At 72.5% G+C, this 10821-nt stretch carries 13 protein-coding genes and 3 tRNA genes; 3 read left to right on the top strand and 13 right to left on the bottom strand.

Annotated features, from left to right (window positions below):
• Window positions 1-56: 56 nt before the first annotated feature.
• A complete protein-coding gene (locus ITJ44_RS08655) occupies window positions 57-1133 on the top strand; it encodes a LacI family DNA-binding transcriptional regulator (RefSeq protein WP_194634614.1) in 1077 nt (358 codons plus the stop codon).
• A 24-nt stretch (window positions 1134-1157) separates the two neighbouring features.
• Here the strand turns inward: ITJ44_RS08655 and ITJ44_RS08650 are convergent, their stop codons facing one another.
• The 6 genes from ITJ44_RS08650 to ITJ44_RS08625 all read right to left on the bottom strand — a co-directional run bounded on the left by ITJ44_RS08650 (window position 1158) and on the right by ITJ44_RS08625 (window position 4816).
• Window positions 1158-1757, bottom strand: a complete 600-nt coding sequence (locus ITJ44_RS08650; RefSeq protein ID WP_194634612.1) for a GNAT family N-acetyltransferase — start codon at window positions 1755-1757, stop codon at window positions 1158-1160.
• Window positions 1758-1892: 135 nt separating this feature from the next.
• Window positions 1893-2579, bottom strand: coding sequence for a 50S ribosomal protein L1 (gene rplA / locus ITJ44_RS08645; protein ID WP_012299879.1), 687 nt, complete (start codon window positions 2577-2579; stop codon window positions 1893-1895).
• Between the two features lie 99 nt (window positions 2580-2678).
• The gene (gene rplK / locus ITJ44_RS08640; protein ID WP_012039476.1) at window positions 2679-3110 is read right to left on the bottom strand and encodes a 50S ribosomal protein L11; all 432 of its coding nucleotides are present in this window, start codon (window positions 3108-3110) and stop codon (window positions 2679-2681) included.
• A 53-nt stretch (window positions 3111-3163) separates the two neighbouring features.
• Window positions 3164-4198 carry a transcription termination/antitermination protein NusG gene (gene nusG / locus ITJ44_RS08635; RefSeq protein ID WP_194634610.1) on the bottom strand — a complete coding sequence of 345 codons (1035 nt, stop codon included), beginning with the start codon at window positions 4196-4198 and terminating at the stop codon, window positions 3164-3166.
• Window positions 4199-4383: 185 nt separating this feature from the next.
• Window positions 4384-4656: a preprotein translocase subunit SecE gene (gene secE / locus ITJ44_RS08630; RefSeq protein WP_104235279.1), complete on the bottom strand. Its 273-nt coding sequence runs from the start codon at window positions 4654-4656 to the stop codon at window positions 4384-4386.
• Between the two features lie 87 nt (window positions 4657-4743).
• Window positions 4744-4816 (bottom strand) — tRNA-Trp (locus ITJ44_RS08625).
• 176 nt (window positions 4817-4992) lie between these two features.
• Between ITJ44_RS08625 and ITJ44_RS08620 the strand changes: the two genes are divergently transcribed.
• Together ITJ44_RS08620 and ITJ44_RS08615 are read left to right on the top strand one after the other, a co-directional pair.
• A complete protein-coding gene (locus tag ITJ44_RS08620; RefSeq protein ID WP_194634607.1) occupies window positions 4993-6222 on the top strand; it encodes a pyridoxal phosphate-dependent aminotransferase in 1230 nt (409 codons plus the stop codon).
• Window positions 6223-6314: 92 nt separating this feature from the next.
• Complete coding sequence (locus tag ITJ44_RS08615; RefSeq protein ID WP_194634605.1) at window positions 6315-6512, top strand: hypothetical protein; 198 nt, start codon at window positions 6315-6317, stop codon at window positions 6510-6512.
• On the opposite strand, the gene ITJ44_RS08610 is transcribed toward ITJ44_RS08615, so the two are convergent.
• The 7 genes from ITJ44_RS08610 to ITJ44_RS08580 form a co-directional block, all read right to left on the bottom strand.
• The gene (locus ITJ44_RS08610) at window positions 6509-7663 is read right to left on the bottom strand and encodes a UDP-N-acetylmuramate dehydrogenase (RefSeq protein WP_194634603.1); all 1155 of its coding nucleotides are present in this window, start codon (window positions 7661-7663) and stop codon (window positions 6509-6511) included. The genes ITJ44_RS08615 and ITJ44_RS08610 overlap by 4 nt on opposite strands.
• Before the next feature lie 7 nt (window positions 7664-7670).
• A complete protein-coding gene (locus ITJ44_RS08605) occupies window positions 7671-8111 on the bottom strand; it encodes a MaoC/PaaZ C-terminal domain-containing protein (RefSeq protein ID WP_194634601.1) in 441 nt (146 codons plus the stop codon).
• The gene (locus tag ITJ44_RS08600) at window positions 8108-8557 is read right to left on the bottom strand and encodes a MaoC family dehydratase N-terminal domain-containing protein (protein WP_194634599.1); all 450 of its coding nucleotides are present in this window, start codon (window positions 8555-8557) and stop codon (window positions 8108-8110) included. Before ITJ44_RS08600 ends, ITJ44_RS08605 begins: the two co-directional genes overlap by 4 nt.
• Before the next feature lie 601 nt (window positions 8558-9158).
• A complete protein-coding gene (locus ITJ44_RS08595) occupies window positions 9159-9356 on the bottom strand; it encodes a hypothetical protein (RefSeq protein WP_194634597.1) in 198 nt (65 codons plus the stop codon).
• A 197-nt stretch (window positions 9357-9553) separates the two neighbouring features.
• A tRNA-Met gene (locus ITJ44_RS08590) sits at window positions 9554-9627 on the bottom strand.
• Window positions 9628-9667: 40 nt separating this feature from the next.
• Window positions 9668-9739: transfer RNA gene (locus tag ITJ44_RS08585), tRNA-Thr, on the bottom strand.
• Between the two features lie 114 nt (window positions 9740-9853).
• Window positions 9854-10792 carry an aldo/keto reductase gene (locus ITJ44_RS08580; RefSeq protein ID WP_194634595.1) on the bottom strand — a complete coding sequence of 313 codons (939 nt, stop codon included), beginning with the start codon at window positions 10790-10792 and terminating at the stop codon, window positions 9854-9856.
• Window positions 10793-10821 lie beyond the last annotated feature (29 nt).

Genomic DNA, 10821 nt, shown 5'->3' with positions numbered 1-10821 from the left:
CGCGGTCGCGTCGGGCGTCGGGTCACCGGATACGCTCACGAGGAGGAGGTCGTCACATGCGCCAGAAGCGACCGACCCTCGCGGACGTGGCCCGGCTGGCTGGCCTCTCCCCGACCGCGGCGTCGCAGATCCTCAACGCCACGCCCGCGACGCGCTTCTCCGAGGAGTCCCATCGCCGCGTCCTCGCCGCGGCGTCCGAGCTCGGGTACCGCCCCAACATGGGCGCCCGGGCCCTCCGCACCGACCGGTCGCTCACCATCGGCTTCATCTCGGACGTCGTCGCCACCACGCGCTTCGCGAGCGGCCTCATCCGCGGCGCCCTCATCGAGGCGGAGCGGGCCGGTCATGTGGTGCTCGTGCTCGAGACCGGCGGCGAGGAGGCGCGCGAGGCCGAGGCGGTGTCCGCGGTGCTCGACCGCCAGGTCGACGGCATCGTCTTCGCCACCATGCGCGCGCGGGAGCTCGTCGTCCCCGAGGTGCCTGCCTCGACGCCCGTCGTGATGCTCAACGCCACCAGCCCGCACCACGGCCGCTCGGTCCTGCCCGACGAGGAGGAGGGCGGCCGCCGCGCGGTCGACCTCCTCGCCGCCGCCGGCCACGTCGACGGCATCGCCCTGCTCGGCAGCGACGCCGACACCGAGCGCCGCCTGTTCCGGTCGGAGACCGTGGCCCGTCGCCTGCACGGGATCCGCGCCGAGATGACCGGGCTCGGTCTCGGCTTCGCGGCCGAGCGGTCGTGCGGGGATTGGGAGCCGGACGCCGGCTACGAGGCCGCGGGCGCGCTCCTGGACGCGGCGCCCGGCACCCGCGCCATCCTCTGCCTCAACGACCGCCTGGCGTTCGGCGCGTACCAGGCCTGCCAGGAGCGCGGCATCCGCGTCGGCGCCGACATCTCGCTCGTCGGCTTCGACAACGACGAGCTGGCGTCCCACCTCCGGCCCGGCCTCACGACCATCGCGCTGCCGCACGAGGAGATGGGACGCGAGGCGGTGCGGCTCGTCCTGCGCGACGCGGAGCCGGGTGAGCGCCTCGTGGGGATGCCGGTGGTGGAGCGCGGCTCGATCGCCCGGGTCTCCTCGGCTGACGGCGTCGCGGCCGGTCGCGCCGCGGCGCGCCTGGCAGACACGGCCTGACGAGGGATCAGGCACCGTGCCGCCCTACGCGGTCGCGGTCGCGGCCAGCGGCTGCTCCATCACGTGGTCCGTCTCGACGGCGTCCGAGAGCCGGAACGACCGCGTCCCGACGATGCGGAAGCCGCTGCGCTCGTAGAACCGGATGGCGCGCGCGTTGTGCTCGTTGACGCCGAGCCAGATCCCGGCGCCGGCATCGCGCCCCCGCTCCCCCGCCAGCTCGCGCGCGACCCGCAGCGTCTCCTCCATGAGCGGACGCGCGACGCCCGCGCCGTGCGACCCCTGCTCGACGTACACCTTGCTCAGCTCGACCTCCGGCCGCAGCCGGAGCGCGCCCGCCACGTCGGCGTCCGTGGGCGGCGCCTGGACGACCATCGTGTAGCCGACCGGCCGGCCCTGCACCTCGACGAGCACGACCCGGTGCGCGGGATCCGCGAGGTGCTCCCGGAAGCGCGCGGGCGACAGGACGGAGCGGATGTGCTCGGCGATGGCCTCCGCCGTCGTCGTCGGCGGGCACGCGAGCGCGAAGGTGCGGGCGGCGAGGGCGGCCACCTCGTCCGCGTCGGCGGGCGTCGCGACGCGGAAGGACGGGCCGGCGGGCAGGAGGGCGGGATCCGGGATGCTCACCCTGACGAGCCTAGGCAGGCGCGCACCCCGGCGATGACGCGGGGACCGGCCACCCCTCCCGGGAACGACGGAAGGGCCCGCCGAGGCGGGCCCTTCCTGTGCTGCTGGTCGTGCGTGCGCTCGCGCGCGGCGGTGCTAGATGGAGTTGACGTCCACCGGGATGCCGGGGCCGAAGGTCGTGGAGACCGTGGCCTTCTGCACGTAGCGGCCCTTCGAGGAGGACGGCTTGAGGCGGACGATCTCCTCGAGCGCGGCGCCGACGTTCTCCGAGAGCTGCTCGGGCGAGAAGCTCGCCTTGCCGACCACGAAGTGGACGTTCGCGTGCTTGTCGACGCGGAACTCGATCTTGCCGCCCTTGATGTCGGACACCGCGCGCGCGACGTCCGGGGTGACCGTGCCGGTCTTCGGGTTGGGCATGAGGCCACGCGGGCCGAGCACCTTGCCGAGACGACCGACCTTGCCCATGAGCTCGGGCGTCGAGACGGCGGAGTCGAACGACGTGTAGCCGCCCGCCACCTTCTCGATGAGCTCGTCGCCGCCGACCTCGTCGGCGCCGGCGGCGATGGCCGCCTCGGCCGCGGGGCCCGTCGCGAAGACGATGACGCGGGCGGTCTTGCCGGTACCGTGAGGAAGGATGACGGTGCCGCGGACCATCTGGTCTGCCTTGCGGGGGTCGACGCCGAGCTTGAGCGCGACCTCGACGGTGCTGTCGAACTTGCTGGATCCGGTCTCGCGCGCGAGCTCGACGGCCTCCGAGGCGGTGTAGGCCTTCGTGAGGTCGATCTTCTCGGCTGCGGCCCGGTAGGCCTTTGACTTCGCCATTCGTGTCTCCTGTTTCGAGAGTGCGGTTGATGTGAGCCTGGCCGGCTCTCCCGCGTGATGCTGGAGCGGATCCCGGTCGGGATCCGCGGGTGGTGGAGGCTAGGCCTCGACCGTGATGCCCATGGAGCGGGCGGTGCCGGCGATGATCTTCGCCGCGGCGTCGATGTCGTTGGCGTTGAGGTCGGCCTGCTTCTGCTCGGCGATCTCGCGGACCTGGTCCATCGTGAGCTTCGCGACCTTGACCGTGTGCGGCGTGCCCGAGCCCTTGGCGACTCCGGCGGCCTTCTTGATGAGCTCGGCGGCCGGGGGCGTCTTGAGGATGAACGTGAACGTCCGGTCCTCGTAGACGGTGATCTCGACGGGGATGACGTTCCCGCGCTGAGCCTCGGTCTGGGCGTTGTACGCCTTGCAGAACTCCATGATGTTGACGCCGTGCTGTCCCAGCGCCGGCCCGATGGGCGGTGCGGGGTTGGCGGCGCCGGCCTTGATCTGCAGCTTGATCAGACCCGTGACCTTCTTCTTCGGTGCCATTTCTCTTCCTTCTTCTTGATTGCTAGATCGAGCGGGCCGCGCGGCCCGACCGCCTAGAGCTTGGTGACCTGGTCGAAGCTGAGCTCGACCGGGGTCTCGCGCTCGAACAGGGAGACGAGCACGGTGAGCTTGCCGCTCTCGGGCTTGATCTCGCTGATGGAGCCGGGGAGGCCCGCGAACGAGCCCTCCTTGATCGTGATGGTCTCGCCGATCTCGAAGTCGACCTCGGCGGCGACGACGCGCTGCGCCTGACCGCCCTTGGTGGGCTGGCCCTTGACCTGCGCCACCTCCTTGATCTCGACGAGGCTCTTCAGCATGGAGAAGGCCTCCTCGAAGCGGAGGGGCGTGGGGTTGTGGGCGTTGCCCACGAAGCCCGTGACGCCGGGGGTGTGGCGGACGACCGACCAGCTGTCCTCGTTGAGGGCCATGCGCACGAGCACGTATCCGGGGATGCGCACGCGGTTGACCATCTTGCGCTGGCCGTTCTTGATCTCGACGACGTCCTCCATCGGGACCTCGATCTGGTAGATGTCGTCCTCCATGTTGAGCGACACCATGCGGTTCTCGATGTTGCTCTTCACGCGGCGCTCGAAGCCCGCGTAGGAGTGGATGACGTACCACTTGCCCGGCTTGGAGCGGAGCTCCTTGCGGAAGTCCTCGTAGGGGTCGACCTCGGCGTCGTCCTCGGACGCGGCCTCGTCGGGCACGAGGTCGGCCTCGGCCTCGGCGACGTCCTCCGCGGTGGCGGGCGTGACGTCGGCGGGCTCGAGGGCCTCCTCGGCCGCCTCCTCCTTCGCCTCGTCGTCGGTCGCCTCGACGGCGGCCTCGGCCTCGTCGGCGGAGTCGATGTCGAGCGCGTCCTCGACGACGGCGTCGGCCTCGGGGTCCTCGACGGACTCCATCGCGTCGAGCGCGGCCGTCAGGTCGGTCTCGACCGAGTCGCCCTCGACGTGCAGGGCGGTGTGCTCCGCCGCGTCCGAGCTCTCCTCGGAGGACTCGATGCCGTGCCCCTCCTGGACCTCGTCCACCTCGGAGGACTGCTCCGCCGCGGGGGCGAGGTCGACGTCGTCGCGCTTGCTCTCAGCCAATGGATCTACTTCCCTCGTTCTTCGTCGTGCGTTGCCGTTCTGTGCCGTGCTGGTCCCGGGCGCCGGGCCGCGCGGCTGCGGGACCCGTGAGGATCCGCGCCGCTGCCGTGCTCCGCGCGCGTGGACCCGTGGTCCGCGCCGCTCGCCCTTCCGGCCCGTGCCGCCTCCGCGTGGAGGCCCTGGTGCTAGGCGCCGCTGCCGAACACCACGATGGCGAGGTACCCGAACAGCTGGTCGAGGAGCGAGACGATCACCATCATGACGATGACGAAGGCCAGCACCACTCCCGTGAACGTCAGCAGCTCCTTGCGGGTGGGGGTGACCACCTTCTTGAGCTCCTGCACGACCTGCTTGATGAAGAGCACCAGCCGGGCGAAGGGGTTGCGTCGTGCGTCCCGCTGCTCGCGAGCCTGCGCGACGATCTCCTCGCTCGGCTCGTCGACGATCTTCCGCGCCACGCGTGGGTCCCTTCCTGCATTGCTCGGCTTTCGCCCGGAGTTCGGGCGAGCCGCGATGTCACGCGCCCGGGGACCCGTTCCATCTAGCAGGGCGGACAGGACTCGAACCTGCAACCTGCGGTTTTGGAGACCGCTGCTCTACCAATTGAGCCACCACCCTCTGCGTCGACACCCGCCTGCCCCATGCGCCACGACCGTGCGAGCACGGACGGAAGAAGGCGCGGAAGAGCATGGCGGAGATACCGACCCGGACGAGTGTACCAGCATCCGCGGGCGCACGGTCGGGCGGCGGCCGGGCGGGCATCGGCGCCCGCGTGGCGACGGGCGCGGATCCCTATGCTCGCAGGTATGGCCGAACCGCAGAGCACCGTCCCCCTCAGCCGCGTCTCCACCCGCATCGGATCCATCGCCGAGTCCGCGACCCTCAAGGTCGACGGCAAGGCCAAGGCGCTGCAGGCGGCCGGGCGCCCCGTCATCAGCTTCGCGGCGGGCGAGCCCGACTTCCCGACGCCCGACTACGTGGTCGAGGCCGCGGTCGAGGCGGCGCGCGATCCCCGCAACCACCGCTACACCGCGGCCGCCGGCCTGCCCGACCTCCGCGAGGCGATCGCCGAGAAGACGCGCACGTCCTCGGGCCTCGACGTCGGCATCGACCGGATCATCGTCACCAACGGCGGCAAGCAGGCCGTCTACCAGGCGTTCCAGACGCTGCTCGACCCGGGCGACGAGGTCCTCGTGCCGACCCCCTACTGGACCACGTACCCCGAGGCGATCCGCCTCGCGGGCGGCGTGCCCGTCGACGTCTTCGCGGGCGCCGACCAGGGCTACCTCGTCACCGTGGAGCAGCTCGAGGCCGCCTGGACGCCGCGCACCAAGGTGCTGCTGTTCGTCTCGCCCTCGAACCCCACGGGCGCCGTCTACTCGCGGGAGCAGACGCGCGAGATCGGCGAGTGGGCGGACTCCAAGGGCCTCTGGGTCATCAGCGACGAGATCTACCAGGACCTGGTCTACGACGGGGCCGAGGCCGCGAGCATCGTCGACGTGGTGCCGGCGCTGGCCGACCGCACCATCCTCGTCAACGGCGTCGCCAAGACGTACGCCATGACCGGCTGGCGCGTCGGGTGGATGGTCGGCCCGGCCGACGCGATCACGGCCGCGGGCAACCTGCAGTCGCACCTCTCCTCCAACGTCTCGAACGTGTCGCAGCGCGCGGCCATCGCGGCGCTGCGCGGGCCGCGCGACACCGTCGACCGGATGCGCGAGGCCTTCGATCGCCGTCGCCGCACGATCGTCGCGGAGCTCGACGCCATCCCCGGCTTCGTCACGCCCACGCCGCAGGGCGCCTTCTACGTCTACCCCGACGTGACGGGGCTCTTCGGCCGCGACATCGACGGCGTCACGCCGACCACCTCTCTCGAGGTCGCCGACGTGCTGCTCGAGAAGGCCGAGGTCGCCGCGGTCCCCGGCGAGGCGTTCGGACCGAGCGGCTTCCTGCGCTTCAGCTACGCGCTCGGCGACGACGCGCTGCTCGAGGGCGTGCGCCGGATCCGCGACCTGCTGGCCTGATCCGCCGCCCGACCGACGGCGCCTGTGCGGCATCCGTCCGACGCGCGATCGGCTCGCGCTCGCTTCGCGCGACGGACAGCGCGGGACGGGGCATGGGACCACGACGGAGCGGTCCGGAGCGCATCCCGGCCGTCGCGATCGTCCTGTCGATCCCCGGTCTCGTCCTGAGCCAGACGGGGCCGTTCCGGGCGTCGGCCGCGATCCTCTGGATCGTCTCGGGAGCGCTGATCGCGACCGCCCTGGTCAGCGCGGTGATCCTCTCCCGTCGCGACCCGGATGGGTCGTCCTAGAGGGAGAGGCCGACCAGCACGGGCTCGGGCTGCAGGATCACGCCGTGCTCGCCCATCACGCGGCCCTGCACGTAGCGCGCGAGGGCGGCGACGTCCTCGGCGGTCGCGGTGCCGCGGTTGGTGAGCGCGAGCGTGTGCTTCGAGGAGACGGCGGCGCCGGATCCCGGCAGCCGGAACCCGCGCTGCACGCCCGCGTGCTCGATGAGCCACGCGGCGCTGAGCTTCACGCCCGCGGGCTCGCGGCGGCGACGCAGGGCGGCCTCGCGCTCGATCGCGTCGGCGACCTCCCACTGGTCGCCGAGCGGCACGACGAGGTCCTCGGGCGGATCCTCCTGCGGCCAGCGCGGGGCGTCGGCCGGCAGCGTGCGGGCGAACGCGGCGCTGACGATGGGGTTCGTGAAGAAGGACCCCGCGCTCCAGGTGTCGTGGTCGGCGTCGTCGAGCACCATGCCCTTGGACGCGCGCAGCGCCAGCACGGTCTCGCGCACGCGGGCGACGGGGACGCGGTCGCCGAGCTCCACGCCGAGCGCGCCCGCGAGCTGCGGGTAGGCGACGGGCAGGCCGAGCGCGTCGGGGCCCTCGCCGCGGGTGAGCGCGAAGTCGACCGAGAGCACGACACCCACGCGGCCGCGCTTGAGCGACGACGTGCGGTAGCCGAGGCCGAGGTCGGCGGCGTCCAGCCGCTCCACCTCGCCCGTCTCGTAGTCGAGGAAGTCGATGCCCTCGAGGACGTCGGCGACCTCCTGGCCGTACGCGCCGATGTTCTGCACCGGCGAGGCGCCGGTGGATCCGGGGATCCCCGACAGCGCCTCGAGGCCCGTGAGGCCGTCCGCCACCGTTCGGGCGACGAGCGCGTCCCACGGCTCGCCGGCCTGCACGCGCACGAGGACGGTGCCGTCCGCACGCTCCTCGCCGACGTCGACGCCGCGGGTCGCGATGCGGATGACGGTGCCCTCGACGCCCTCGTCCGAGATGAGGGAGTTGGATCCGCCGCCGAGGACCATCCAGTCCTCGCCCACGGCCCACAGCCCGAGGAGGGTGTCCACCAGCTCGTCGCGCTCGCTCACGGTCACGAGCTCCTCGGCGGGACCGCCCACCCGCAGGGTGGTGAGGTCGGCGAGCGGGGCGTCGCGGTGGGTCTCGATCGTCACGGGGGCCCTACGCCAGCCGGACCTGCGCCTGGGCGCGGCCGAGGACGGTCTTCCCGTCGACGGAGACGGCGACGTCGATGCGCGCGGTGCCGGCCTCGGGGTCGATCGCGCCCACCTTGGCGACGATCGTCAGGTCCTGGCCGTCGGCGGGATCCACGACCACGGGCCGCGTGAACCGCACGCCGTACGCGACGATGCGGGACGGGTCGCCCGCCCAGTCGGCCACGGGCTGGACGGCCTGGCCCATCGTGAGCATTCCGTGGGCGAGGACGCCCGGGAGCCCGACCGACGCGGCCACGTCGTCGCGGTAGTGGATGGGGTTGAAGTCGCCGGACGCGCCCGCGTAGCGGACGAGGGAGTCCCGCGTGAGGTGCACGGAGCGCTCGGCCACGACGTCGCCGACGGCGAGGTCGGCGAGCACGGGGACGGAGGCCGCCGCGGCGCTCACGCGTCGTCCCCGCGGACCACGAGGGTGGAGACGGCCGTGACGACGTGGGCGCCCGTGGCATCCGTCATCGCGGACTCGGCGGTCACCATCGCGTTGCCGCCGAGGGTCGCCACCTTCGTGACGGTGAGCGTCGCGGTCAGCTCGTCGCCCGCGACCACCGGCCGGGAGTACGTGAAGGCCTGCTCGCCGTGGACCACGCGGCCGAAGTCGATGCCGGCGTCGGGCTCGGCGAGCAGCTGGGCGAGCGTCGCCTCCTGCACCACGACGGGGAACGTGCTCGGCGCGACCACGTCGGCGTGGCCGGCGGCACGCGCCGCCTCGGGGTCGAGGTGGACGGGGTGGGTGGCGCCGACGGCACGGGCGAACTCGCGCACCTTCTCGCGTCCCACCAGGTACGGGGCGGCGGCGGGGAGCACGCGACCCTGGAGGTCTGGATTCACTGGCACCGGACGATCCTACGCGGCGGCCGTCCGCGCGCCCCGGGCGGGCCGCCCCTCCCCGGGTACGCGAGAGCCCCGGCCCCCACTTCTCGTGGGGACCGGGGCCCGGGTCGCGATGCCGCTCGTGCGGCGTCAGATGCCTACTGGCAGGAGTCGCACTGCAGGAGCTCCATGGGGTCGACGGGGATCGCGTAGCCGCCGACGGTGTCGTTGTTGTCGTAGTCCATGGGTGCCTCCCGTTGTGTCTGGTCGGGAACCGCCGGTGCGGTTCCTCAGGTCTCGTGGCTCTCGCCCCGATGGCCTCCGGATCCGCAGCGATGCGGGTTCCGGGTTGCTCGGCCACCCGGTGGGGCGGTGAGGTTCTCCACTATATAACCCGAACTACAGACCTGTCATTCCACTACATCTAGTGTTTCGGCGTGTCGCGGCGCCTTCCGCGTCGTCATGCGGATCCGGGCGCGCGGAGCGGATGCGGCTCTCCTGCGGACACGGCGTGTCGACCGGCGGACCGCCGGGGAGGGCCTGCGGCGACCAGCCGACGGGACGCGCGAGGGCCGCCGCGAACGCGTCGCAGCGGCCCTCGTGCGCTCGGGGCGCGGGATGCGGATCAGGCGCCGCCCTCGCGCGCCTCCTTCTCCTCCTCGGACTCGCTGGCGGTGTAGTCGCCGCCCGAGGCGGCCTCGCGGCGCTCCTCGTCGTGCGCGTCGGGGACGGGGTTGCCCTGGGTCTTGTAGAGCACATCGTCGTGCTCGGCGCCCGTGGCGTCGTCGTGGTCGGTGGGGTCCGTGGAGTCGTGGTGGGTCATGCCCGGAGGCTACGCCGCGGAGGCGGGCGCCGGAAGGCCGACGGCTCCGGCCGGACACGGAGGCCGGGCCTCGCGGGAGGCATGCCGCGCACCGCATCACGTCGCCGTCGCCCGCGGGCAGGGGAAAGGCCCCGGAACCTGGCGAGAGGTGTCCGGGGCCTATCGAGGAGGACGGACCCGAGGGATCCGCGCTTCCGTAGCGGGAGCGGGACTTGAACCCGCGACACCACGATTATGAGCCGTGTGCTCTAACCACCTGAGCTACCCCGCCACGATCCCCGTGGCCGTCCGCGATGGGAGGCCGGGGATCGAGCCCCCAGTGAGGATTGAACTCACTACCTCTTCCTTACCAAGGAAGTGCTCTACCAATGAGCTATGGGGGCGTGCCCGGGCGCGTCGGAGACGCGCTGGAACCATACGACGATAGCAGGTCCGGGACCGCCCCCGAGACGCGTGGCGGCCCCGGACCAGGGCACGTCGGGCCGGGCTTCCGGGGATCAGACCGCGGAGAGGTCCCGGATCTCGTCGGCCGTCAGCTCGAGGTCCATCGACGCGAGCAGGTCGGGCAGCTGCGTGAGGTCGCGCGCGCTGGCGATCGGCGCGGTGACCGACGGCTGCGCGCGGAGCCACGCGAGCGACACCGTGGTGACCGAGACGCCGTGGGCGTCCGCGACCCGGTCGAGCACCTCGAGCAGAGCGCGCCCGTGGTCGTCGTAGTACTTCGATGCGCCGCCGGCACGGGGGCTGTCGACCTCGCCGCCGCGGTACTTGCCGGTCAGGAAGCCGCTCGCGAGGGCCGAGTAGGGCGCGGAGGCGATGCCCTCGCGGATCAGGAGCTCGGCGAGCTCGCCCTCGTAGGCGCCGCGCTCGACGAGGTTGTAGCGGTTCTGCAGCACCTCGAAGCGGGCGACGCCCTCGCGGGCGGAGACGTCGAGCGCGGCCTGCAGGCGCTCGGCCGTGAAGTTGGAGGCGCCGATCGCGCGGACCTTGCCCTCGGCGACGAGCTCGGCGAGCGCCGTGACGGTCTCCTCGATCGGGGTGCCCTGGTCGTCGATGTGCGCGTAGTAGAGGTCGATCGCGTCGACGCCCAGGCGGCGGAGGCTGGCCTCCACGCCGCGGCGCACGCTGTCGCGCGACGTGCCCTTGGCGGACTCGAGCGAGCCGACCTTGGTGGCGATCACGAGGTCGTCGGGACGCCCTCGGGCGGCGAGCCAGCGTCCGATGATCTCCTCGGACTCCCCGCCGGAGTTGCCGGGCTTCCAGGCGGAGTAGACGTCGGCGGTGTCCACGAAGTTGCCGCCGGCCTCGACGTAGGCGTCGAGCAGCTGGAAGGAGGTCGCCTCGTCGGCGGTCCAGCCGAAGACGTTGCCGCCGAAGGACAGGGGGCTCACCTCCATGCCGCTGGATCCGAGGGGCACGCGTGCGGGGTTCGACATGGCTGATCTCCTTCGTCCGGTGAGGAGGG

Source organism: Clavibacter sp. VKM Ac-2873, assembly GCF_015351075.1.
GTDB lineage: Bacteria > Actinomycetota > Actinomycetes > Actinomycetales > Microbacteriaceae > Clavibacter.
The sequence above is the reverse complement of the archived record's forward strand: the minus strand, read 5'-3'. Positions and strand labels throughout refer to the sequence as shown.

Bases quoted from the DNA above. Each gene is read 5' to 3' on its own strand.
- ITJ44_RS08580 (WP_194634595.1), bottom strand. From the start codon at position 10,792: ATGTCGAACCCCGCACGCGTGCCCCTCGGATCCAGCGGCATGGAGGTG.
- ITJ44_RS08620 (WP_194634607.1), top strand. From the start codon at position 4,993: ATGCTCGCAGGTATGGCCGAACCGCAGAGCACCGTCCCCCTCAGCCGC.
- ITJ44_RS08655 (WP_194634614.1), top strand. From the start codon at position 57: ATGCGCCAGAAGCGACCGACCCTCGCGGACGTGGCCCGGCTGGCTGGC.
- ITJ44_RS08595 (WP_194634597.1), bottom strand. From the start codon at position 9,356: ATGACCCACCACGACTCCACGGACCCCACCGACCACGACGACGCCACG.
- rplA (WP_012299879.1), bottom strand. From the start codon at position 2,579: ATGGCGAAGTCAAAGGCCTACCGGGCCGCAGCCGAGAAGATCGACCTC.
- rplK (WP_012039476.1), bottom strand. From the start codon at position 3,110: ATGGCACCGAAGAAGAAGGTCACGGGTCTGATCAAGCTGCAGATCAAG.
- ITJ44_RS08615 (WP_194634605.1), top strand. From the start codon at position 6,315: ATGGGACCACGACGGAGCGGTCCGGAGCGCATCCCGGCCGTCGCGATC.